This window comes from Corynebacterium mycetoides (genome assembly GCF_900103625.1).
Taxonomy (GTDB): domain Bacteria; phylum Actinomycetota; class Actinomycetes; order Mycobacteriales; family Mycobacteriaceae; genus Corynebacterium; species Corynebacterium mycetoides.
The window spans coordinates 2,118,307-2,140,399 of sequence record NZ_LT629700.1; the positions used below are offsets into that span (position 1 = coordinate 2,118,307).

Here is a 22,093-nt window from a genome sequence, read left to right on the forward strand (position 1 = left end):
AGCGCCGCCTGGCCGGTGTCGCGCTTCAGCGCCCTCGAGCGCGACGGGGAATCTCCGTGTACTGAATCTCTGTGTACTGCAGTTGTCATGTGCACCTTCTCGCGGAAGCGCGCGCCGCGCGCCGGATGCCGGGTTAGGAGGCCTGGCGGATGGCGGCGGCCATGTCGCGGGTGGCGTCGTCGACGCTCTTGCCCGCCGTCAGGGCCGCGTACGCGTTGTCCTGGATGGCCTTAGAAATGGCCGGGTAGAACGGGGAGACCGGGCGCGGCTTCGCGTTCTCCAGGGACTGCTTCAGGGCCGGCAGGTACGGGTGCTCCTGGATCAGGGCCTCGTCGTCGTAGATGGAGGCGAGGACCGGCGGGAAGGACGCCTCGGCGAAGGAGAGCTGGTTTTCCTCGTTGATGATGAACTCGATGAAGTCGCGCGCGGTCGCCTTGTTCTCCGAGTTGACGTTGATGCCGTTGTTGTAGCCGCCGAGGGTGGACACGCCGATACCGTCCTTGCCCACCAGGGGCTGGACCTCGAAGTTCAGTCCCTTCTCCGCCGCGTTCGAGTACATGTACGGCCAGTTGATGGCAAACGCGGTCTTGCCCTCGGTGAACGCGAGGTTCGTCTCCTCCTCGGTCGCCGCGGTGGAGGACTCCGCAATGGTGTGGTCGGCGTAAGCGTCGACAAGCGCCTGCAGGCCCTCCTTGGCCTCAGCAGACTCGACGGTCGGCTCGCCGTTGTCGTCGAGCACCTCGCCACCCCAGCCGTTGATGAAGCCGAGCGCGTTCACGGTCAGGCCCTCGTACTGCTTGAGCTGGGTGGTCAGGCAGTCGGCGTCCTGGACGGCCTCGCACGCGGAGCGGACATCGTCGAACGTGTCCGGCGCGTCCGCGACCAGGTCCGTGTTGCGGAACAGCAGCTGGCCGTTGGTGTTCTGCGGGAGCGCGTAGAGCGTGTTGTTGTAGGTGGCGGACTCCACGGTCGCGTCCAGCAGCCCGGAAGTGTCCACCGCGAGGTCACCCTCGAGCGGGGCGAGCCACTGGTTGGCGGCGAAGTCGGCCGTCCACACGACGTCGAGCGCCATGACGTCGTAGTCCGAGTTGCCGGCCTGCAGGGACTGCACCAGGGTGTCGCGCTGGTCGTCGGCCTCGCCGGCGAGCTCGTTGAGTGTGACCTGCTCGTCCGGGTGCTCAGCATTCCACTTGTCGATGATCGGAATGATCTTGTCCGTGTCGTTGCGGCCCATGGCGAACGTGATCGGGCCGCGGCCCTGCCCCTCGCCGTTGGCAGCGCCGTTACCAGCGCCCGCCGCCGTGGACTGCGCCGAGGTCCCGGAGGCGGGCTCGGAGCTGTCGGAGCCGCAGGCGACAAGCGTCGCGGAGCCCAGGGCGGCGACGCAGAGCGCTGCGCCGATCGTGCGGAACGAAGTGTTCATAACTGGCACCTTTCTAAATGAGTGGTGCCTTCAATGTAGTAACCGGATGCGTAGGAGAGGGAAAGAATCTGTAACGACCCCCATAACGGGGGTGAGTGATGTCCGAATCGGGCACGGAGCGTGGTTACTTAACCATGAGTTAGGAAGTGCGTAACGTTCTCCTTGTCCGCGATGGCGCGCAACCTCTCCGCAGACGCCATTCCTGCGACCACGACGACGGACCCGTCCGCCGCAAGCGGAGCGAGGATGCGCTTTTCGATGTCCTCGCGCCCTCGCCAGGCGTCCGCCAGGTAACGGTGCGGGCCGAGGTCCGCGTCGGCCCAGCGGCCGAGGTCCGGGGAGTCCCCGAAATAGGTGTCGCCGTAAAAGCGGACTGTCGGTCCGAAGTCCACCGTGCCTTCCGGCAGCTCGCCCCCGGATTCGACCACGCCGCGCCCGAACGGGTCGGCGGAGACCACCACAACGTCGGGTATGCCCGACCACGCCTGCGCCCCGTCCATCGTGGTGAAGACGAGGTCGGGGGTTGCGCCTTCGGGGGCGTCGAAAAGCGGCGTGCGGGAAGAGTTGTAGGTGCCGAGGGCGATGACCGCGGCCTGCCAGGACACGGGAAGGTCCAGCAGGATCACCGCGTCGGGTTCGAGCTCGAACTCCTCGTCGAGCATGTTGGCGACCTTGCACGCCCAGTTGTCCAGCGTGAGGGCGGAAAACTCCATGCGGGTTCCCGCCACCTCGTCGTACACGGTGAGGCGGGGGCCGGCGGGGTTGGTCGCCAGAAGCGGTGCCATGATGCTCATGGCCGCCCATACTAGGTACAGTTCGCTTAATTCACGCAGCGCGGGCCGTCGCCGCCGGCGTTGATTTCGGGGGCGACCTGTGCCGCGCCGAAGTCCGCGCCCGGCGTGCCCACGGTGTCATCCACGGACGGCTGCTGCGGGGCCGACGTCACCGGCGCGGACGACGGGCCCGCGTAATCGTCGGAGATGACCACGATGAGGCTTGTGGGCTCGAGGCCCGAGTTGGAGGTGACCGGCAGCCCGCCAAGCATCTCCGCGAGCGCGAGCGCCGCGGGATCCTGCGGGTCCAGCGCCACAACCTGGCTGGAGGAGTACACCCCCGGCAGCGCGTTGGAGACGTCTGCCACGGTGGCGCCGTGCTCCTGCAGCCACCCGGCAACCCCGGCCGCCTGGCCTGTTTCCCCGGTGGCGTTCAGGGCGAAGACGTTGTAGCCGGCCAGAGGGGAAGCCTCACCCCCACCGCCCCCGGATTCGGGCGCCTCCTCGGAGGCGGGCGGGTGAGATGTCGCCGGGTCTTCTGGCGGGCGGGCCACGTCGTCCATGAACTGGTGTACCTGGGCCACGTCGACCGTGATGATGGACTCGCCGTGGTCGCCCACGCCGTCCACCGAGGTCACCGGGATGGTGGTGAACGTGACGTCGCCTCCTGCCAGCCCGGACATTTGCTGCGCGAAGCGGGTGATGTCCCAGCCCTCGTCGAGGGTGACGGAGCGCTCCGCGGCGCTCGACAGCTCGCGCAGCTTTGCGGGGTTGGTCAGGGTTCCCGCCGAGAGCATCTTCTGCACCAGTGAGGCCATGTACACCTGCTGGCGCACAATCCGGTCGAGGTCGCCCCGGGGCAGGTCGTGGCGCTGCCGGACGAACGACAGCGCCTGGGCCCCGTTCAGGGTCTGCTCGCCGGCGGGGAAGCTCGCGCCGGACAGCGGCTCGTCCACCGGCTCGTTGAGGCAGACGTCGACGCCGCCGACGGCGTCGGTAAGCAGGGCGAAGCCGAGCAGGCCCACCTGCGCGAAGTGGTCCACGTCCACGCCGGTGAGGGAGGCGACGGCGTCGATCAGGCCCTCCTGCCCGGCGCGGGCGACCTGCTGCTCCAACGAGGGGCCGTCTTTGAGCCCCGCGTCCGTAAGCTCCTCGCGCTTCTGTTCGGCGTGGGCCGCGTAGACGCCGTTGATCTTCATGTTGCCGAACTCGTCGTGGTGGATGTAGGTGTCGCGCGGGATGGACACCGCGGTGGCCCTCGACCCGTCCTCGGGAATGCGGATCACCATGATCGTGTCCGTGTTGATTTCCCCCTCGGCGACGCCGGCGTTCAGACGGGCCAGTTCCTCCTCGCTCAGGGGGTTGCCCTGCGCGTCCGTGCGCGAGTCCGACCCGACGAGCAGGATGTCCACGGCGCCGTCGAGCGGGTCGACGCCACCCTTGCCCTCAAGCTGCAGCTCGGAGGCGCTCAGCGAGCCGCCGAGGCGGCCTACGGAGAAGTAGCCGATTCCCGACACCGCGAGGACGATCGCCGAGGCGAACGCGATAAATCCCTTGGCCACGGGGTGGCCCACCTGCGAGAGATCCCTTGTGCGCGATGGGGCGGCCTGGATGTCGCGGGCGCGCCGCATGTTCCGCCGCGGGGTTCGGGAGTAGTCGGTCACAGGTGCGGAGTATACGACATGCGCCTTTGTATCCCCTCCATATCTTGAGGTGCGTCCGTGTGCCGCAACCTGTCTCGCGCGGCCCGGCTGACTAGGCTGTGCGCATTGTGACTAAACATCCCTCTCCGTTGGCGGTCATCACGGTGACGTACTCGCCGGGGCGCCACCTCGAAGCGCTGGCCGATTCGCTGGACACGGCGACGGCGGACGCGTTCGCCCTCGTGTGCGCCGACAACGGCTCCACCGACGGCGCGCCCGAGGCGCTGGCCGCCGCGCGCGGTGACGTCGAGGTGTTCTCCACGGGTGGAAACATCGGGTACGGCGCGGCGATCAACGCCGCGGTCAGGCGTCTGCGGGGGCGCAGGCTCGCGGGCGAGATCAACGGCGAATACTTCCTCATCACTAACCCCGATGTCCGCTTCACCCCCGGATCCATCGACGAGTTGGCAGCCTGCCTGACGCGGGAGCCGGCGGCGGGCGCGGCGGGCCCGCGGATCGAGGAGGAGGACGGCTCCGCCTACCCCAGCGCCCGCCAGGTTCCCGGCCTGCTCACGGGCAGCGGCCACGCGCTGCTTTCCGACGTCTGGCCCAACAATCCGTTTACCGCCGCGTACCGCGCCAACAACGACATGAACGTCCAGCGCGCCGCTGGCTGGCTCTCGGGCGCCTGCCTGCTCGTGCGGTGGGAAGCCTTCGAGGCGGTCGGCGGGTTCGACGAGCGCTATTTCATGTACCTGGAGGACGTCGACTTCGGGGACCGGCTCAGCCGCGCCGGTTGGGACAATTTGTACTGCCCGTCGGCGGTGATCAAGCACGACCAGGGCCACGTGGCGGGCAAGCACACGCGTGTCACGGTGCCCGCGCACCACAAGTCCGCGTACCGTTTCCAGGCGGACAGGCACCCCGCGTGGTGGCAGGCACCACTGCGCTGGGCGCTGTGGCTTGGACTGCAGGTGCGCGGCACGATTCAGCTGACGAAAGGTTCTTGACAAGCTATGACAGACCCAGCGAGCACGGACGCGGTCATTCTGGTCGGCGGACGCGGCACGAGGCTGCGGCCGCTCACCGTGTCGACGCCCAAGCCCATGCTGCCCACGGCGGGATTTCCCTTCCTCAGCCACCTTCTCGCGCGGATCCGCGCCGCGGGCATGCGGCACGTGGTGCTGGGCACGTCGTTCAAGGCGGAGGTGTTCGAGTCGTACTTCGGCGACGGCTCCGAGTGGGGCCTCGTGATCGACTACGTGGTGGAAGAGGAGGCGCTGGGCACCGGCGGCGCGATCCGTAACGTGTTGCCCAAGCTGCGCCACGACAACGCGATGGTGTTCAACGGCGACGTGCTCTCCGGGGCGAATCTGACCGAGATCCTCGCAACGCACGTGGAGAAGGACGCCGACGTCACGCTGCATCTGGTCCGGGTGCAGGACCCGCGGGCATTCGGCTGCGTGCCGACGGACGCTGACGGCAACGTCTTGGAGTTCCTGGAGAAGACGCCCGACCCGCCGACCGACCAGATCAACGCCGGCTGCTACGTGTTCAAGCGTTCCGTGATCGAGCAGATTCCGGAAGGCCGGGTCGTCTCCGTCGAGCGCGAGACGTTCCCCGGGTTGCTGTCCGCGGGCGCGAAGATCGCGGGGCACGTGGACACGTCTTACTGGCGCGATATGGGCCGCCCGGACGATTTCGTGCAGGGTTCCTCGGACTTGGTGCGCGGCATTGCGTACTCGCCCCTGCTCGAGGGCAAGACGGGCGAGGCGTTTGTGGATGACAGCGCCGGAATCGCCGGCGGCGTGATCCTCGTGGGAGGCACTGCCGTGGGCCGGGGCAGCGACATCGGGGCCGGGTGCCGCGTGGATGACAGCGTGATTTTCGATGGCGTGACCATCGAGCCGGGGGCCGTCGTGCGCGGCTCCATCATCGCGGCGGGGGTGCGTATCGGCGCGAATACCCGGATCGTGGACTGCGTGATCGGTGAGGGGGCGCAGATCGGCGCGCGCTGCGAGCTGCAGGGCGGCATGAGGGTGTGGCCGGGAGTGGTGATCCCCGATTCCGGCGTGAGGTTTACTCCCGACGCGTAGGCGGCGCGCCGCCGCGCCGGGCGGAGCCGGGCGCATAGGTGGGTTTTATTCCCGGCCCACCACATGTAGTACCCCCGCGCTTCACCCCCGCCATGTCTCTGGTGGTGCTAGTGTGACTTGTGTGACTTGCGACGTGGCTAACGCACACGTGTCGGGCCGTCATCGCCCCAAAGTGTTGCGCCTATTTAGTGGCCCAGTGTGTAATCGCAGTAGCAAACACAGTCGCAATTACAGGCATGTAAGCAACCACAACGGAGGAAGGGGACGGCGTGGACCATTTTGCTGACAACGCCATTCTCCGTGGCGCAGCTGCGGGCGGAATGACCCTCGATGAACTTTTCGGCACCGTCGAGCAGGAGTGGCAAGATCAGGCCCTCTGCGCACAAACCGATCCCGAGGCTTTCTTCCCGGAGAAGGGTGGCTCCACCCGCGAGGCCAAGCGCATCTGCCAGGCCTGCGCCGTGAGGGACGAGTGCCTGGAGTACGCGCTCGAGCACGACGAGCGCTTCGGCATCTGGGGCGGGCTGTCCGACCGCGAGCGCCGCCGCCTGAAGAAGCAGATCGGCTAATAGCCGAAATCGGGGTCGAGGTCCCGGGGGTCCATATTCAAGTAGTTGGCCACGAGTGCCGTGAGAATCCACGTGAGCAACTCGTTGCGCTCCAGCACAGTTTTCGCCCGCCGTTCCACCGGCATGCGGAAGATGACAATCCGCGCCCGGGTGGGGTTGCCGTTTCTATCCACGCCGGCGGCAAGCACCCGCCCAAGGGGGACCGGGCCATCCGCGACGATGTCGTCCGGCATGAGGGAATCGGGGCGCAGCCGCATGCGCGGGATCGTGTCCACCGCTAGGTCTACCCCCGCCAGCTGCTCGAAGTACGCGTTGTGCAGGGGGGCGTAAGCCTCCAGCACCATCTGGTCGAACGCCATCTGGCGCGTCCGGTATCTGGGGACGGCGACCGGCAGCAGCGGACCACGGGGACCTCGTGACCGCCGGTCGCGCGCCGGCCGCAGGTGCAGCGGGTGCGGGGGGCGGAGAGGGTCGGGCTCGCTCATGGGTTCTTATGATAGAGCGCGGGGTTGGGCGGGCCACGGGGCCACGCCGCGTGTCACCCGCATAATCTCAAGGGGAGGTTTAGACTTGGGCGCCGTGAACACTTTCCGTCGTTGCTGCCGTCCGGGCTGTGGCAGGCCAGCCGTGGCCACGCTCATCTACGCGTACGCGGATTCCACCGCCGTCGTCGGCCCCCTGGCGCCCGTCGCGGAGCCTCATTCGTGGGACCTGTGCGAGCGGCACTCCGCCAACATCTCCGCCCCGGTCGGGTGGGATATGGTGCGCGTCGAGCACGTCGAGATCGACGACGAGGAGCTCGACGCCATGGACGAGGCCGACCTCACCGCGCTCGCCGAGGCGGTCCGCGAGGCCGGGCGCGTGACCACGGGGCTCGTCGACGCCACCCAGGACCCCATCGAGTACGCCGCCAACCACGATTTCGGCGACCCGGGCACCTCCAACCACCCCGTGCACCGCACGAAGCGGGTGGGCGAGCAGAAAGAGGCGGCGAAGGCCGCCCGCCGGTCGCACCTGCGCGTCGTCCCCGACCCGGCTCCCGACCCGGCCCCTGCTTCAGACCCTGCTTCAGACCCGGACCAGCGCGGCAGCGGGGACGGCAATTAGGATTGCCGTCATGGCAATCGAACACACCGAGCAGTCCCTCAAGCAGGTCATCAAGGCCTACGACATCCGCGGAATCGTCGGCGAGACCGTCGACGCGGACTTCATGTTCACCGCGGGCGCCGCGTTCGCGTTCATCCTAAGGCGCGAGGGCGAGGGGCGGGTCGCCGTCGGGCACGACATGCGCCCGTCGTCGCCCGAGCTTGCCGACGCCTTCGCGCGCGGCGTCACCTCCCAGGGCCTCGACGTGGAGATGCTGGGGCTCACATCCACCGACGAGCTCTACTTCGCCTCCGGCTCGCTGCGCTGCGCCGGGGCGATGTTCACCGCCTCGCACAACCCCGCGGTCTACAACGGGATCAAGCTGTGCCGCGCGGGGGCGGCGCCGGTGAGCACGGACACCGGGCTCGCGGAGATCGCGTCCATGATCCTTGACGGCGTGCCGGAGTTCGCGGGCGTTGCGGGGAGCGTCGGCAAGCGCGATGTGCTCGCCCAGTACGCGGAGTTTCTGCGCGAGCTGGTGCCGGTGCCCTCGCGCCGCCCGCTCGTGGTGGCCGTGGACGCCGCGAATGGGATGGCGGGCATGACCGTGCCGGCGGTGCTGGGTGAGGGGGGAGTGGACGTGCGCCCGCTCTACTTCGAGCTCGACGGGACCTTCCCCAACCACGAGGCCAACCCCCTTGACCCGAAGAACTTGGTCGACCTGCGTAGATTCGTGGTGGAGCAGTCGGCGGACATCGGCCTGGCGTTCGACGGCGACGCGGACCGCTGCTTTGTCGTCGACGAGCGCGGCGAGGCCGTCTCGCCGTCGGCGATCACAGCCCTGGTGGCCACGCGCACGCTCGCCGAGCACCCGGGAGCGACAATCATCCACAACGCGATCACGTCGAGGGCCGTGCCGGAAATTATCGCCGAGCGCGGCGGCCGCGCGGTGCGCACCCGCGTGGGGCACTCCTACATCAAGGCCTACATGGCCGAGACCGGCGCCATCTTCGGCGGGGAGCACTCTGCTCACTACTACTTCGCCGAGTTCTTCAACGCGGACTCCGGCTTACTCGCCGCGCTCCACGTGCTCGCTGCCCTGGCGGAGCAGGACCGGCCGCTCAGCGAGATGATGGCGGAATACGACCGCTACGCCGCGTCCGGCGAGATCAACTCCCAGGTCGAGGACCAGGATGCCGCCACACAGCGCGTCGTCGACGCCTTCGCGGACCGCGCGGTGTCTGTCGACACCCTCGACGGGGTCACGGTGACGCTGCAGGAGAACCCGCCGGTGTGGTTCAATGTCCGCCCGTCCAACACGGAGCCGCTGTTGCGCCTCAACGCCGAGGCGCCGACGCCCGAGCAGGTCGACGAACTCACCGACGAGGTGCTCGGCATCATCCGCGCCTGACACCGCCGGGGCGCGGGACCGTATCCTTGGGCCCATGGATGACAGGTTGTACTACGAGGGGGCGGGCTCCTACGACCGCGAGACGGTGAGGTTCTTCGACGCCGCCCACGAGGGCGCGCAGCTGCGCGCGGTGGCGCAGGCGTCTAGCGCCCTAGAGCAGCTGCGCGGAATGCGGCCGCGCAGCGTCGTCGTGGTGGGCGCGGATCAGGTGGCGCTCGCCGCGGCCCGCGCGGTTGCCCACCTGCGCGCCCCGCTGCCGCTGCCGGTGGTGGTCACAAGCGAGGTGCCCGACTACGTCGGGCCGCTGGATGTCGTCGTGGTCGTCGGCGACACGCCCGATCAGCTCGGCACACTGCGCTCGCTCGCCTCCGCGGCCGGCCGCGGGGCCGAAACCGTCCTCGCTGGGCCCGCGAGCGGCCCGCTTGTCGACGACTCACCCGACGCCACCCTGTCCATCCCGGCGCTGCCCACCACCGCCGGGTCCTCCCCGCTGCGCTCGTTCGGCGCGGTGGCGGCAGTCCTCGACGCCCTGGACCAGCCGGGTGAGCTCGTGGCCAGGCGGTGGGAGACGGTAGCGGACGAAATCGACCAGGAGGTGGAGGCACTGTCGCCGGAGCGGGAGGAATCCGTGAACGCGGCGCGCCAGCTGCGGGCCTTCGTCGCGGGGGCGCGCGTCGTGCACACCGGGTTCGACGCCTGCGGTCTCGTCGTCGCGCAGGTGGCGTCCCAGGTATGGACCGCGCACGGAATCCCTGCGGGGTTTGCGGGCTCGGACGAGTTCGAGGCGGCGATGGCGGAGGCCCCGGCGGCGGAGGACATCTTCCGCGACCCGTTCATTGACGGGGACGTGGGCGGGGGCGCGCCTGTCCGGGCCGTGGTGTGGAACTACTCGGGCACCGTCCCGGCGGGCAGCCGGGGAGAAGCGTGCGAGCCCTCGGACGTCGGGGCCGAGGGGACGGCGGCCCGGCTCATCGTCCGTGCGCTGTGCGCGACTGTGATGGACGAACCGCTTAGCTGAGCATGCCCCGCATGCGCTCCCACCAGGAGACGGGATCTCCGGAGGAGGGGACCGACCCGCCGGAAGGGATCTGCTGCTGGACCTCGGCGGGCTGCTGGTTTGTCGAGGCCTGCTGGGTCTGCTGGGCCTCCTGGGTCGGCGCTGCGGCCGGGGCCTGAGTGGCGGTCGTCGGCGCCACAGGCTCGCTGTCGGGCCGCTGCGACGCTGTCGGTGCTGTCGGTGCTGTCGGCGCGCCAGATGTGGCGGAGGTCGCTGTGGGATCGGCGGCCACCGTGGGGCTCGCAGTGCCTTCGGGCGCCGTCTGCGATGCACTGGTGGCGGGCAGCGCCGACGCCGCGCCGGGCTGCGCGGGCTCCGCGGGCTCGAGGCTCTCGGGCGAGGCAGCGCGCAAAGCGCCATTCTGGTCGGGGGCGACCGTAGTGGGCACGACGTTGGAAGGGCGGTACACCTGCGTGGGGGTGGCGGGGCGCGGAGCGGCGTTGACCACGGCGTTCGGGGGCATGAGCGGGTCCGCGATCCGGGTGGCGTCGGACGGGGCGCCGGTGGTCCGCGGCCGGGGAGTGGGGTCGGGGGTGTGCTTAGCAGAGCGCGATGCGGCCGCCCGATCGCTCGCCGAGGCGTCCGCGGTCTCGCTTACCGGGGCTTCAACGGCATCTGCCTGGTATGCGGCGTCATCCGGGGAGCTCGGGGCGGACATCTTCCACACCACGAAACCCACTCCGATTGCGAGAACGAGACCTACCGCCATGAATACGGTGACAAGGCGCTTTGATTCGCTCATCTCTTGCCCCCATCAAGGATCGGTCACAGCTTGGTAACAGTTTCGTTCCGTCCGTGCTTTTATAGCACGTCGTTGACCGTTTGGGAAGTGGGAACCGCGCTCCCGCCGAGCGTAGGGGGCTTTCGAGTGGAATTCGAGTGGAATGCCGCCGCCTAATGGCGTACTAAGGGATAGCAAAGGTACCCGAGGCCCCATCGACAGGAAGAAGCACTCATGAGCACCTGGGACAAAGAAGTTTTCTCTGCGGAGGTCAACGTCGACTTCCTCGACGAGCTCTCCGACCTCGAGCCCGAGGACATTGTCGAGACTGTCCGGGATGCGGTGCTGCTGGCCGCGCAGCAGGAGCAGGCCAAGCCGGACGAGGTTGCCAACGGGCGCGCCGCGGCCACGATCGCGGCGATCTGGGCGGGCGCCCCCTTCAGCGCCGGCGACATCGTCGATTCCTACCCGTTCATCCGCAGCATGGACGCCGAGGTGGATGAGAAGCTCGCGGAGGCCGCGGTCACCGTCCTAGAGAATGTGGACACGGAAGAAGACGTCGACCAGTTCATCGAGGCGCTGTCCTAAAAGCCTCGCAGCTTCCGGCGGCTGGTGTCCTGCCCACGGCTAAGGTGGTTCGCAGACCTAGAACAAGCTGAAAGAACTGACAGATCCGTCAGAACCTAAACCCGGGAGTAGTGAGCACATGAATGACGCCAGCGCGGCGACCGACGGCACGATCGACTACAAAGTCGCGGACATCACCCTGCACGAGGCAGGCCGGAAGCAGATCGAGCTCGCGGAATACGAGATGCCGGGCCTGATGCAGCTGCGCCGCGAGTACGCCGAGGAGCAGCCGCTGGCGGGTGCCCGCATTTCCGGGTCGATCCATATGACGACCCAGACGGCCGTGCTCATCGAGACCCTGGTGGCCCTCGGTGCCGAGGTGCGCTGGTCCTCCTGCAACATCTTCTCCACCGAAGACGCGGCCGCGGCGGCGGTCGTCGTGGGCGCACATGGCACGCCCGAGAACCCGCAGGGCGTGCCCGTCTTCGCCTGGAAGGGCGAGTCGCTTCAGGAGTACTGGTGGTGCGTGAACCAGATCTTCAGCTGGGGCGAGGGCGTGTACCCCAACATGATTCTTGACGACGGCGGGGACGCCACCATGGCAGTGATCAAGGGCATGGAGTTTGAGAAGGCGGGCGCGGTACCGGAGGCGCAGCCGGGGGACTCGGACGAGCAGATCGCTTTTTACGCCATGCTGCGCGAGGCGCTTGCGGCGGACGGCGCAAAATGGACGGCCACCGCGGCCGCCGTCAAGGGCGTGACGGAGGAGACGACCACCGGGGTGCACCGTCTCTACCACTTCGCCAGGGAAGGCGTGCTGCCGTTCCCCGCGATGAACGTCAACGACGCGGTGACCAAGTCCAAGTTCGACAACCGCTACGGCACCCGCCACTCGGTCATAGACGGCATCAACCGCGGCACCGACGTGCTCATCGCCGGCAAGAAGGCGCTGGTCTGCGGCTACGGGGACGTCGGCAAGGGCGTGGCCGAGGCGCTGGACGGGCAGGGCGCGATCGTCTCCGTCACCGAGATCGACCCGATCAACGCGCTGCAGGCGCTCATGGACGGATACCGGGTGGTCACGGTGGACGACGCGATCGCGGAGTCGGATATCGTGATCACGGCGACGGGCAACCTCGGCATCATCACCTTCGACGACATGCTGAAGATGAAGGACCACGCGGTGCTCGGCAACATCGGCCACTTCGACAACGAGATCGACATGCACTCGCTGCTGCACCGCGACGACGTCAGCCGCACCAACATCAAGCCGCAGGTCGATCTTTTCCACCTGCCGTCGGGCAACTCCATCATCGTGCTGTCGGAGGGGCGCCTGCTCAACCTCGGCAACGCCACGGGGCACCCGTCGTTCGTCATGTCCAACTCGTTCGCCGACCAGACGATCGCGCAGATCGAGCTGTTCACCAACGGGGACAACTACGACAACGAGGTCTACCGCCTGCCGAAGAACCTCGACGAGTTGGTCGCCCGCATCCACGTCGAGGCCCTCGGCGGCAACCTCACGGAGCTGACCAAGGAGCAGGCCGAGTACATCGGCGTCGACGTCGCGGGCCCGTACAAGCCGGAGCACTACCGCTACTAGCGCCATGATCATCGCAGTAGAAGGCATCGACGGCGCGGGGAAGAACACGCTGGTCACCGCGGTAAAGGGCGCGCTCGGCGCCGAGAGCTTGGCGTTTCCCCGCTACGGGGAGTCCATCCACGCCCAGCTCGCGCGCGACGCGCTGCACGGGCGGATGGGGGACTTGGTCGACTCGGCGCACGGCATGGCGACGCTGTTCGCGCTCGACCGGGCGGGCGCAAAGCCGCTTCTCGACGCCTACGTGGACGCCCCGGGCGCCATCATTATCCTGGACCGGTATGTGGCGTCCAACGCCGCCTACACGGCGGCGCGCACCGGCGACGATGCGTCGTCGACGTGGGTGCACGAGCTGGAGTTCGGGTGCCTCGGGCTGCCGTTGCCCGACCTGCAGGTGCTCGTTAACACCCCGCCGCGTGAGGCCGGCGGCCGCGTGATCGCCCGGGCCGAGTCCGACGACGCGCGGGTGCGTGACCGCTACGAGCGGGACGCCCAGCTGCAGGAGGACACTTTCGCCGCCTACACCCGCCTCGCTGAGCAGGGCTGGGCGGGTCGCTGGGTGACCGCCACGGACGCGGCGGCTATCATCCAAGCAGTCGAGGACTTACGTTAAGGAGCCGTCATGCCCCCCAGAATCCTAGTTGTGGACGATGATCCAGCCATCAACGAAATGCTGACGATCGTTCTCGAGTCGGAGGGTTTTGAGACCAAGCCCGTCACCGACGGCGCGGAGGCGGTGGGCGCGTTCGAGGAGTACGACCCGGACGTCATCCTCCTGGATCTCATGCTGCCGGGCATGAACGGAGTGGACATCTGCCGCGAGATCCGGAAGGAATCGTCGGTGCCCATTGTGATGTTGACCGCCAAGACGGACACCGTCGATGTGGTGCTCGGCCTCGAGTCGGGCGCGGATGACTACATCACAAAACCGTTCAAGCCGAAGGAGCTCATCGCGCGGGTCCGGGCGCGCCTGCGTCGCACCGAGGAGGAGCCCGCCGAGATCCTCACCGTCGGGGATCTGACGATCGACGTCCCCCAGCACATGGTGACGCGTAACGGCGAGGAAATTGGCCTGACCCCCTTGGAGTTCGACCTCCTGCTGGAGATGGCGCGCAAGCCGAACCAGGTGCACGCGCGAGAGGAGCTGCTCGAGTCGGTGTGGGGTTACCGCAACGCGTCGGACACGCGGCTGGTCAACGTGCACATTCAGCGGCTGCGGTCGAAGATTGAGCACGACCCGGAGAACCCGGAGATCATCCTGACGGTGCGCGGCGTGGGGTACAAGACGGGCAAGCCGGGGGCGTAGTCCGCTGAACATGAATCCAGTGCGGCAGGCGCGGGAGGAGGCCGCCGAGGCGTGGCGCACCTCCCTCCAGGTCCGCTTCGTGGGCACGGTGCTCATCGTGTCCACGTTGGTGATGCTGGTGCTCGGGTTCGCCCTCGCCTCCGTCGTCGCGCAGCGGGTGACCGCGGCGAAGGTGGGCCTCGCGTCCACCGAGATCGAGCGAGCCCGTGTTGTGGCGGAGGAGCAGATCGACGGGTCCGGCTCCGCCGGGTCGACCCAGACGCGGCTGAATTCCGCGCGGGCGGTGCTCGGCCAGCGGTCCCAGCAGGATTCGGAGACGTCGGCCGTCTACGAGCCGGTGCTCGTCCTGGAAAACCCGGACGGCTCTTTGACCACCTCTCCCGAGGGCTACGAGGTTCCCGAGCGGCTGCGGGACTTCGTGTCCCAGGGCAATGTCGCCTACCAGTTCCACGAGGCGCCGAGGTCCGACGGCTCCGCCTATAAGGCGTTGGTGATCGGCACACCGACGAGTTCGGACCTTCCCGGCCTGCAGGTCTACCTGGTCATGAGCACGGAGGGGGAGGCCTCCACGCTCGCCCTGATGCGCGGCATTTTGGTTTCCGCGATCCTGGCCGTGGTGGTGTTGCTCATGGGGATCGCCTGGTTCGCGTCGCAGCAGATTCTGGCGCCCGTGCGCTCAGCGTCGCGTACGGCGGAGCGCTTCGCCGCCGGGCACCTGCGCGAGAGGATGCCCGTGGACGGTGAGGACGAGATGGCGGTTCTCGCGCTCTCCTTCAACGACATGGCCAACAAACTGTCGCGCCAAATCGCCCAGCTCGAGGAGTATGGGGACCTCCAGCGCCAGTTCACCTCCGACGTGTCCCACGAACTGCGCACACCGCTGACCACGGTGCGCATGGCGGCCGACATGATCGCCGCGGACCAGGACAGTCTCGAGCCCCACACCCGCCGCGCCTCCCAGCTCATGACGCGCGAGCTCGACCGTTTTGAGGCGCTGCTGGGGGATCTGCTGGAGATTTCTCGCCACGACGCCGGCGTGGCCGACCTTTCCCCCACCCAGCTGGACGCGCGGGCCCCCATCACGTCGGCGTGGCAGCACACCCGGCACCTGGCCGAGGAGCTCGATGTCGAGGTGCGCTTCATCCTCCCAGACGAGCCGGTCGCTATCGAGGGGGATTCCCGCCGGATTGAGCGGGTGGTGCGCAACCTCATCGCAAACGCCATCGACCATTCCGAGGGAAACCCGGTGACGGTGGAGCTGACCGCCAACGATGAGGCGGTCGCGATTACAGTCACGGATGAGGGTGTTGGCTTGAAACCGGGGCAGGAGGAGCTGGTGTTCAACCGTTTCTGGCGCGCGGACAAGTCGCGCAAGCGCCATTCAGGCGGGACGGGCCTCGGGCTCGCGATTGCGCGGGAGGACGCCCTGCTGCACAAGGGCACGCTCGACGCGGCGGGCACCCCGGACGTGGGTTCCCAGTTCCGGCTGGTGTTGCCGCGCGACCCGCGCGTCGGTTTCACCACGGCCCCGGTCGAGCTGAAGGCCCCGACGACGCGGACGAGTGAGGGCGAGAAGTGATGCGTGGACTCGCCCCTAGGCGCCCAGTTATCGCCGTGACGGCTCTCGGAGTCGCGGCTTCCTTCGCGCTGTCGTCGTGCGCGTCGCTGCCGACGAACTCTGCGCCCCAGGTCATTCGGAAGTTCGAAGCCCCGGCGCAGTCAAGCTCCGACATCACCCCCGCCCCCGGCAGTGACCCGGACATGTTGCTCCGCGACTTCTTCGCGGCGTCGGCGATCCCCGCGTCGAACTACGAGGGGGCGCGCAGTTTTCTCACGGACAGGGCGCGGCAGGCGTGGGAACCGGATGCGTCAACGATCGTGGTTGACAGGATCAGCGTGAACACCCTCGCCGATGGCGGCAACACCCAGAGCTTTAACGTGCAGGGCAACGTTATCGGCCAGCTTCGCCCCGGCGGTGCGTTTATTCCCGCCCGCCAGGGGTACGAGGCCACCATGGAGCTGGAGAAGGTGGGGAATGAGTGGCGCATTTCCTCCCTCCCGGCGGGAACGGTCATCGAGCGCACCGAGATGCGTAACCGTTATCAGCCCTACAACCTGTACTTCTACCACCGCGGCGGCAAGAAGCTTGTCTCGGACCGCAGATGGGTCTACGCGGGCCGCGACGCGCTGCAGACGGCGCTGATCACCCTGCTGCTCCACGGCCCGTCGGAACGCGTCCGTTCCGCGCTGCAGTTCCACCTCCCCGCCGACGCCGCCTACACGGGTATGGAGGACGGTGCCTACACGTTTACCGGGCTGGGGTCGCTGGGGGAGGAGGAGCGCCTGCGTTTCGCCTCGCAGCTGGTGTGGACGCTGGCGGGTGCCGGTTTCAGCGGCCCGATCGCGATCGAAGCCGACGGGGCGCCGCTCATCCCGGGTGTCGAGAGCTTCAACAGGGACGATTTCACCGAGGTGAGTCCCCTGGTCGAATCGGTGGGGGATTCCAGTTTCTACACCTTGGCGGGCGGCCGGTTGTTCTCGGTTGCGGACGAGACGGCGCAGCCGCTCGACGGCCGGGTGGTGGAGCAAGGCAACATTGCCGCAGCCGACGTCAGCAACGCGGGCAACTACGCCATTGTCACGGGCAAGGAGGGCGACCAGAGATTCCGTCTCGGCGCCCTCGACAAGGGTGCGCAGGAGGTGCTCAAGGCGAACAATTTCACGCGCCCGACGTTCGAGAAGGAGGATTCCGGTGTGTGGGTCGTCGCCGACGGCAGGAGGGTGACCCGTTCGGTGCGCTCCGCGTCCGGCGACTTCACCACCTCCGAGGTCCCCGTCGACCTGCCCGAAGGCGTCGACGGCAGCATTTCCGTGCTGCGGTTGTCCGCCACCGGGGTGCGCGTGGTCATGGTGATCGAGGGGACGCTGTACACCGGCATCGTCGAGCAGTTCGAGAACGGGGACCGGCACGTGACCAAGGTGCTGGAGTACGCGCCGGATTTGGCGGGTAGCGTCATCGCGGCCGACTGGCAGCCCGACGGCTCCATCGTGGTGGGCACGAGCAACCCGGGTTCGCCGGTGGTGCGGGTGGAGCAGGACGGCTCGGGATCGACGGGCAAGCCGATCGGCAATATCACCGCGCCGGTGGTCGCGGTGGCGTCGGGGGTCAACATGGTCTACGCCACCGACGCGAACGCGGTGCTTCAGGTGCCGTCCGGGTCGACGGACGTGTCCAACTGGCGCGAGGTCCCCGGGCTGCAGGGTGTGCGCTCGGTCCCCATCGTGGCGCGGTAGCGGCGGCGGTCGCGGCACGATGCTGGAGCTCGTTCTTCCCCGCAGGTGCGCGGGGTGCGGCCGGCCGGGGCACGTCGTGTGCGAGGTCTGCCGGACGCGGCTCGCGAACCCGCCGTTTCGGGTGTCCGCGCCCGTCGATACGCTCGTGCCCCTGTTCGCCCTCGGCGCCTACGCGGGCGCGCACCGCGGCCTCGTCTTGTCCATGAAGGAGCGGGGCAATCTCGCGGTGCGCTCGTGGGCGGGCGCGCTTGTCGACGCCGCGGTGGCGCACCTTCAAGCCCGCGGAGAGATCCCGGAGGGGGTGGGCCTCGTGCCGGCGCCGACGCGTGCGGCCTCGGCCCGCGCCCGCGGCGGGGACCCGGTGGCGCAGCTCTGCCGGGCCAGCGGGCGCCCGACGTTCCCGGTGCTGTTTCTCGCGCCCGCCGCGCGGGACCAGTCGGAGCTCAGCGCGGCCGAGCGGCGGGCGAACATTGCGGGGCGGGTGGGCTGCACCGGATCCCCGCGGGGCCCGCTCGTGGTGGTGGATGATGTGGTGACAACGGGGGCGACGTTGCAGGCGAGCGTCGGCAAGCTGCTCGCCGCGGGCGCGGACGTGCGCGCGTGCCTGACACTGTGCGCGGCGTGACAGAAAGTCGGGGACCATTCCGGCCCGATTGGTTATGACCACTTGTATAGTGGGTTGTAGACCCCGTTCGTACTACTCAAGGGAGGAAGCAGATGACTTCTGCAGAGCACAACGACGTTTTGAGCCCAGAGGCTCAAGTCACTATCACCGGACGTAACGTCGAGGTCCCTGAGCACTTCCAGGAACGCGTCCACACCAAGCTGGCCAAGATTGAGAAGCTTGACCCGACGCTGAACTTCTTCCATGTCGAGCTCAAGCACGAGCCCAACCCCCGCCGCGAGGCGCAGGCGGAGCGCATCCAGATCACCGCCACCGGCAAGGGCCACCTCGCCCGCGCCGAGGCGAAGGAGGACAGCTTCTACGCCGCGCTCGAGTCGGCCATCGGCAAGCTGGAGCGCTCCCTGCGCAAGGTGAAGGTCCGCCGAGAAATCTCCCGCTCCGGCCACCGGGCTCCCAAGTCCACCGGCCAGCTCGCCGCGGAATTCGAGGCGGAGGCGGCCAAGGACTCCGCCCCCGAGCAGGGCGGACGCTTCGACGTGGACCCGTACGCCGACAGGATCGAGGACGTGCAGCCGGGCCAAGTGGTGCGCCGCAAGGAGCACCCCGCAACCCCGAAGAGCGTCGATGACGCCCTGTCCGAGATGGAGCTCGTCGGCCACGACTTCTACCTGTTCATCGACTCGGAGACCAACCGGCCGTCGGTGGTCTACCGCCGCCACGCGTTCGACTACGGCCTGATCTCGCTGGTCGACACCGGAGACGACGTCGAGTAGGGCTTCACGCCGCTGCCCGCCGCCCGTGGAGCCTGCGCCTACGGGCGGCGGTTTTGCCGTCTCAGGCCCCCGGCCCCAACACCTGTCCACCGAGTGGTGTTGCGAGTGTGCGTACAATTGCGGGTTGGCAGCAAGATCATTCATACGAAACGAAGGGCTCCACGCACGTGTTTGGACTTTCCAAGCTTCTCCGCGCCGGAGAAGGACGCACCGTCAAGCGCCTGGGCAAGATGGCTGACCAGGTCATTGAACTCGAGGCCGACTACGCGAACCTCAGCGACGCAGAGCTGAAAGCAAAAACGGCGGAGTTCAAGCAGCTCCTCGCCGAGGGGGCGAGCTTGGACGATATCCTCCTCGACGCATTCGCGGTGGCCCGCGAGGCCTCTTGGCGCGTGCTCGGCCAGAAGCATTACAAGGTCCAGATCATGGGCGGCGCCGCACTGCACTTCGGATCCGTCGCCGAGATGAAGACCGGCGAGGGCAAGACCCTGACATCGGTTCTGCCCGCCTACCTCAACGGCCTCAGCGGCAAGGGCGTGCACATCGTCACCGTCAACGACTACCTGGCCAGGCGCGACGCGGAGATGATGGGCCGCGTCCACCACTTCCTCGGCCTCGAGGTCGGTGTCATCCTCTCCGAGATGCGCCCGCCGGAACGCAAGAAGGCGTACGCGGCCGACATCACCTACGGCACCAACAACGAGCTCGGCTTCGACTACCTGCGCGACAACATGACGCGCTCGACGGCGGACATGGTGCAGCGCGGGCACAACTACGCCATCGTGGACGAGGTCGACTCGATCCTCATCGACGAGGCTCGCACCCCGCTCATCATCTCCGGCCCGGTGGACGGCTCCAGCCAGTTCTTCAGCGTGTTCGCGCAGCTGGCCCCCCGCATGCGCGAGGGTGTCCACTACGAGGTGGACAAGCGCAAGCGCACAATCGGCGTGACCGAGGAGGGCGTGGAGTTCGTCGAGGACCAGCTCGGCATCGACAACCTCTACGCCCCGGAGCACTCGCAGCTCGTGTCGTACCTGAACAACGCGATCAAGGCCAAGGAGCACTTCGAACGCGACAAGGACTACATCATCCGCAAGGGCGAGGTGCTCATCGTCGACAGCTTCACGGGCCGCGTGCTGGCCGGACGCCGCTACAACGAGGGCATGCACCAGGCGATCGAGGCCAAGGAAAATGTGGAGATCAAAAACGAGAACCAGACCCTGGCGACCGTGACTCTGCAAAACTACTTCCGCCTCTACGACAAGCTCGCCGGCATGACCGGTACCGCGGAGACCGAGGCGGCGGAGCTGCACCAGATCTACGGCCTGGACGTGGTGGCGATTCCGCCGAACAAGCCGAACCAGCGCGTGGACCGCGACGATCTGGTCTACAAGACCCAGGAGGCGAAGTTCGCCGCGGTGGCGGATGACATCGCCGAGCACGTGGAAAACGGCCAGCCGGTGTTGGTGGGCACGACGTCGGTCGAGCGCTCCGAGTACCTCTCCCAGCTGCTCACCCGCAAGGGCGTGAAGCACAACGTGCTCAACGCCAAGCACCACGAGGAGGAGGGCCGCATCATCGCCGAGGCGGGCCTGCCCGGCAAGGTGACGGTGTCCACCAACATGGCCGGCCGCGGCACCGACATCGTGCTCGGCGGCAACCCCGAGGTCCTGCTCGACGCGCGGCTGCAGGAGCAAGGGCTCGACCCCTTCGAGGATGAGGAGCGCTACCAGGAGGCGTGGAACGAGCAGCTGCCCAAGGCGCGCGAGCGTTCCCAGGAGCTCGGCGACCAGGTGCGCGCCGCAGGTGGTCTCTACGTCATCGGCACCGAGCGGCACGAGTCCCGACGCATTGACAACCAGCTGCGCGGCCGCTCGGGCCGCCAGGGGGACCCGGGAGAGACCCGCTTCTACCTCTCCATGCGCGACGAGTTGATGGTGCGCTTCGTCGGCCAGTCAATGGAGAACATGATGAACCGCCTCAACGTGCCGGATGATGTCCCCATCGAAGCCAAGATGGTCTCCAACGCGATCAAGGGCGCGCAGAGCCAGGTGGAAAACCAGAACTTCGAGATGCGCAAGAACGTGCTCAAGTACGACGAGGTGCTCAACGAGCAGCGCAAGGTGGTCTACCGCGAGCGCCAGGAGATCCTCGCCGCCAAGGACATCAAGGAGCAGATCCGCCGGATGATCACCGACACCGTCGGCGCCTACGTCGACGGCGCAACGGCGGAGGGCTACGTCGAGGACTGGGATCTGGACGAGCTGTGGCACGCCCTGGGTTCCCTGTACGGCCCGAGCATCACCCCGCAGGAGCTTGTCGACGGCTCCGTCTACGGCCGCCCCGGCGAGCTCACCGCGGATCAGTTGCGCGACGCCGTGATCGAGGACGCCCAGGCGCAGTACGACAAGCTGGAGGCGAGCGTCGCGGCGATCGGGGGCGAGGCGCAGATGCGCAACGTCGAGCGCATGGTCATCCTGCCGATCATCGACGCGAAGTGGCGCGAGCACCTCTACGAGATGGACTACCTCAAGGAGGGCATCGGCCTGCGCGCCATGGCGCAGCGCGACCCGCTGGTGGAGTACCAGAAGGAGGGCGGCGACATGTTCCACGCGATGGAGGAAGCGGTCCAGGAGGAGACCGTCCGCCAGCTGTTCATGATGCGCAAGCAGTTCGAGCAGCAGCCCGGCGACGAGATCGCCTCCGCCTAGAGCACCTTAAAGGACACGAGGCGCGCGTCGACGACGCGCGCGACGTAGCCGAAGCGCCGCCCGCCCACGTCGACGGTGCCGAAGAGCTCACCGCCGGCACGCGCATGGCAGGAGACAATGCGCACCGGGCCACGCACGGGCTGGGAGCGCCGGCGCGCGGTGACGTGGTTGCGCACGCCGACGGCGTAGAGCTTCGACTTCAGCGTGGCAACGTCCCGCGCGCCGAAGGCGGCGTCGAGCGCGCCGCGCACGAGCGGAGAAATCGTCTCCGCGGGCTCGGCGCGGTTCTGCGGGCGCGCCGACGGGCGCCTGTCCGCCACGAGCACCTTCATGTACTGGTGGCCGGGAACGGGAAAATACACGGTCGCCTCCTCGAGCTCTCCTCGTGTGGGTGTGCCGAGCGGTAGGTAGAATTGTGGCACGATCGCGCGGCGCCCG

The 22,093-nt window shown here is 68.0% G+C and carries 21 protein-coding genes; 15 read left to right on the forward strand and 6 right to left on the reverse strand.

The window, feature by feature from the left end:
• Window positions 1–133 precede the first annotated feature (133 nt).
• The 3 genes from BLS40_RS10200 to BLS40_RS10210 all read right to left on the reverse strand — a co-directional run bounded on the left by BLS40_RS10200 (window position 134) and on the right by BLS40_RS10210 (window position 3,827).
• Window positions 134–1,423 carry an ABC transporter substrate-binding protein gene (locus BLS40_RS10200; protein WP_092151814.1) on the reverse strand — a complete coding sequence of 430 codons (1,290 nt, stop codon included), beginning with the start codon at window positions 1,421–1,423 and terminating at the stop codon, window positions 134–136.
• A gap of 128 nt (window positions 1,424–1,551) precedes the next feature.
• Window positions 1,552–2,217: a TIGR03089 family protein gene (locus tag BLS40_RS10205; protein WP_092151816.1), complete on the reverse strand. Its 666-nt coding sequence runs from the start codon at window positions 2,215–2,217 to the stop codon at window positions 1,552–1,554.
• 26 nt (window positions 2,218–2,243) lie between these two features.
• Window positions 2,244–3,827, reverse strand: coding sequence for an LCP family protein (locus BLS40_RS10210; RefSeq protein WP_092152273.1), 1,584 nt, complete (start codon window positions 3,825–3,827; stop codon window positions 2,244–2,246).
• A gap of 140 nt (window positions 3,828–3,967) precedes the next feature.
• On the opposite strand from BLS40_RS10210, the gene BLS40_RS10215 reads away from it, so the two are divergent.
• From BLS40_RS10215 to BLS40_RS10225, 3 genes are all read left to right on the forward strand, one after another.
• Window positions 3,968–4,849: a glycosyltransferase family 2 protein gene (locus BLS40_RS10215; protein ID WP_407922408.1), complete on the forward strand. Its 882-nt coding sequence runs from the start codon at window positions 3,968–3,970 to the stop codon at window positions 4,847–4,849.
• 6 nt (window positions 4,850–4,855) lie between these two features.
• Window positions 4,856–5,935, forward strand: a complete 1,080-nt coding sequence (manB, locus tag BLS40_RS10220; protein WP_092151818.1) for a mannose-1-phosphate guanylyltransferase — start codon at window positions 4,856–4,858, stop codon at window positions 5,933–5,935.
• Between the two features lie 320 nt (window positions 5,936–6,255).
• A complete protein-coding gene (locus BLS40_RS10225) occupies window positions 6,256–6,504 on the forward strand; it encodes a WhiB family transcriptional regulator (protein ID WP_172808059.1) in 249 nt (82 codons plus the stop codon).
• On the opposite strand, the gene BLS40_RS10230 is transcribed toward BLS40_RS10225, so the two are convergent.
• Window positions 6,501–6,989 (reverse strand): metallopeptidase family protein, encoded by a 489-nt coding sequence (locus BLS40_RS10230; protein WP_092151822.1) that lies wholly within the window; start codon window positions 6,987–6,989, stop codon window positions 6,501–6,503. The two genes, BLS40_RS10225 and BLS40_RS10230, sit on opposite strands and share 4 nt — an antisense overlap.
• A 94-nt stretch (window positions 6,990–7,083) precedes the next feature.
• On the opposite strand from BLS40_RS10230, the gene BLS40_RS10235 reads away from it, so the two are divergent.
• The 3 genes from BLS40_RS10235 to BLS40_RS10245 are packed head-to-tail and all read left to right on the forward strand — an operon-like array spanning window position 7,084 to window position 10,019.
• Window positions 7,084–7,611 (forward strand): DUF3499 domain-containing protein, encoded by a 528-nt coding sequence (locus BLS40_RS10235; RefSeq protein ID WP_092152275.1) that lies wholly within the window; start codon window positions 7,084–7,086, stop codon window positions 7,609–7,611.
• 10 nt (window positions 7,612–7,621) lie between these two features.
• Entirely contained in the window at window positions 7,622–9,001 is a 1,380-nt protein-coding gene (locus BLS40_RS10240; RefSeq protein ID WP_092151824.1) for a phosphomannomutase/phosphoglucomutase, read from the forward strand.
• Window positions 9,002–9,035: 34 nt separating this feature from the next.
• Window positions 9,036–10,019, forward strand: a complete 984-nt coding sequence (locus tag BLS40_RS10245) for a hypothetical protein (protein ID WP_092151825.1) — start codon at window positions 9,036–9,038, stop codon at window positions 10,017–10,019.
• Here BLS40_RS10245 and BLS40_RS10250 read toward each other — a convergent pair.
• Window positions 10,012–10,800 (reverse strand): hypothetical protein, encoded by a 789-nt coding sequence (locus BLS40_RS10250; RefSeq protein WP_092151827.1) that lies wholly within the window; start codon window positions 10,798–10,800, stop codon window positions 10,012–10,014. The two genes, BLS40_RS10245 and BLS40_RS10250, sit on opposite strands and share 8 nt — an antisense overlap.
• Window positions 10,801–11,013: 213 nt before the next feature.
• Between BLS40_RS10250 and BLS40_RS10255 the strand changes: the two genes are divergently transcribed.
• From BLS40_RS10255 to secA, 9 genes are all read left to right on the forward strand, one after another.
• Window positions 11,014–11,367, forward strand: coding sequence for a DUF4259 domain-containing protein (locus BLS40_RS10255; RefSeq protein ID WP_092151829.1), 354 nt, complete (start codon window positions 11,014–11,016; stop codon window positions 11,365–11,367).
• A gap of 118 nt (window positions 11,368–11,485) precedes the next feature.
• Window positions 11,486–12,949: an adenosylhomocysteinase gene (ahcY, locus tag BLS40_RS10260; RefSeq protein ID WP_092151831.1), complete on the forward strand. Its 1,464-nt coding sequence runs from the start codon at window positions 11,486–11,488 to the stop codon at window positions 12,947–12,949.
• Window positions 12,950–12,953: 4 nt separating this feature from the next.
• Window positions 12,954–13,559, forward strand: coding sequence for a dTMP kinase (locus tag BLS40_RS10265; RefSeq protein WP_092151833.1), 606 nt, complete (start codon window positions 12,954–12,956; stop codon window positions 13,557–13,559).
• Window positions 13,560–13,568: 9 nt separating this feature from the next.
• Entirely contained in the window at window positions 13,569–14,252 is a 684-nt protein-coding gene (gene mtrA / locus BLS40_RS10270; protein ID WP_092151835.1) for an MtrAB system response regulator MtrA, read from the forward strand.
• Window positions 14,253–14,262: 10 nt separating this feature from the next.
• Entirely contained in the window at window positions 14,263–15,831 is a 1,569-nt protein-coding gene (gene mtrB, locus BLS40_RS10275) for an MtrAB system histidine kinase MtrB (protein WP_092151837.1), read from the forward strand.
• 35 nt (window positions 15,832–15,866) lie between these two features.
• Window positions 15,867–17,546, forward strand: coding sequence for an LpqB family beta-propeller domain-containing protein (locus BLS40_RS10280; protein WP_231908453.1), 1,680 nt, complete (start codon window positions 15,867–15,869; stop codon window positions 17,544–17,546).
• Between the two features lie 19 nt (window positions 17,547–17,565).
• The gene (locus BLS40_RS10285; protein ID WP_197672615.1) at window positions 17,566–18,171 is read left to right on the forward strand and encodes a ComF family protein; all 606 of its coding nucleotides are present in this window, start codon (window positions 17,566–17,568) and stop codon (window positions 18,169–18,171) included.
• Window positions 18,172–18,263: 92 nt separating this feature from the next.
• Window positions 18,264–18,944: a ribosome hibernation-promoting factor, HPF/YfiA family gene (gene hpf, locus BLS40_RS10290; protein ID WP_092151843.1), complete on the forward strand. Its 681-nt coding sequence runs from the start codon at window positions 18,264–18,266 to the stop codon at window positions 18,942–18,944.
• A 167-nt stretch (window positions 18,945–19,111) separates the two neighbouring features.
• Window positions 19,112–21,655, forward strand: a complete 2,544-nt coding sequence (gene secA, locus BLS40_RS10295; protein ID WP_092151845.1) for a preprotein translocase subunit SecA — start codon at window positions 19,112–19,114, stop codon at window positions 21,653–21,655.
• Here secA and BLS40_RS10300 read toward each other — a convergent pair.
• The gene (locus BLS40_RS10300; RefSeq protein ID WP_092151847.1) at window positions 21,652–22,017 is read right to left on the reverse strand and encodes a hypothetical protein; all 366 of its coding nucleotides are present in this window, start codon (window positions 22,015–22,017) and stop codon (window positions 21,652–21,654) included. The genes secA and BLS40_RS10300 overlap by 4 nt on opposite strands.
• Window positions 22,018–22,093 lie beyond the last annotated feature (76 nt).

Coding starts and splice junctions, on each gene's coding strand:
- BLS40_RS10210 (WP_092152273.1), bottom strand. CDS start 3,827: ATGCGGCGCGCCCGCGACATCCAGGCCGCCCCATCGCGCACAAGGGAT.
- BLS40_RS10230 (WP_092151822.1), bottom strand. CDS start 6,989: ATGAGCGAGCCCGACCCTCTCCGCCCCCCGCACCCGCTGCACCTGCGG.
- BLS40_RS10200 (WP_092151814.1), bottom strand. CDS start 1,423: ATGAACACTTCGTTCCGCACGATCGGCGCAGCGCTCTGCGTCGCCGCC.
- BLS40_RS10240 (WP_092151824.1), top strand. CDS start 7,622: ATGGCAATCGAACACACCGAGCAGTCCCTCAAGCAGGTCATCAAGGCC.
- ahcY (WP_092151831.1), top strand. CDS start 11,486: ATGAATGACGCCAGCGCGGCGACCGACGGCACGATCGACTACAAAGTC.
- hpf (WP_092151843.1), top strand. CDS start 18,264: ATGACTTCTGCAGAGCACAACGACGTTTTGAGCCCAGAGGCTCAAGTC.
- manB (WP_092151818.1), top strand. CDS start 4,856: ATGACAGACCCAGCGAGCACGGACGCGGTCATTCTGGTCGGCGGACGC.
- BLS40_RS10255 (WP_092151829.1), top strand. CDS start 11,014: ATGAGCACCTGGGACAAAGAAGTTTTCTCTGCGGAGGTCAACGTCGAC.
- BLS40_RS10250 (WP_092151827.1), bottom strand. CDS start 10,800: ATGAGCGAATCAAAGCGCCTTGTCACCGTATTCATGGCGGTAGGTCTC.
- BLS40_RS10285 (WP_197672615.1), top strand. CDS start 17,566: ATGCTGGAGCTCGTTCTTCCCCGCAGGTGCGCGGGGTGCGGCCGGCCG.
- mtrB (WP_092151837.1), top strand. CDS start 14,263: ATGAATCCAGTGCGGCAGGCGCGGGAGGAGGCCGCCGAGGCGTGGCGC.
- mtrA (WP_092151835.1), top strand. CDS start 13,569: ATGCCCCCCAGAATCCTAGTTGTGGACGATGATCCAGCCATCAACGAA.
- BLS40_RS10205 (WP_092151816.1), bottom strand. CDS start 2,217: ATGAGCATCATGGCACCGCTTCTGGCGACCAACCCCGCCGGCCCCCGC.
- BLS40_RS10225 (WP_172808059.1), top strand. CDS start 6,256: ATGACCCTCGATGAACTTTTCGGCACCGTCGAGCAGGAGTGGCAAGAT.
- BLS40_RS10265 (WP_092151833.1), top strand. CDS start 12,954: ATGATCATCGCAGTAGAAGGCATCGACGGCGCGGGGAAGAACACGCTG.
- BLS40_RS10245 (WP_092151825.1), top strand. CDS start 9,036: ATGGATGACAGGTTGTACTACGAGGGGGCGGGCTCCTACGACCGCGAG.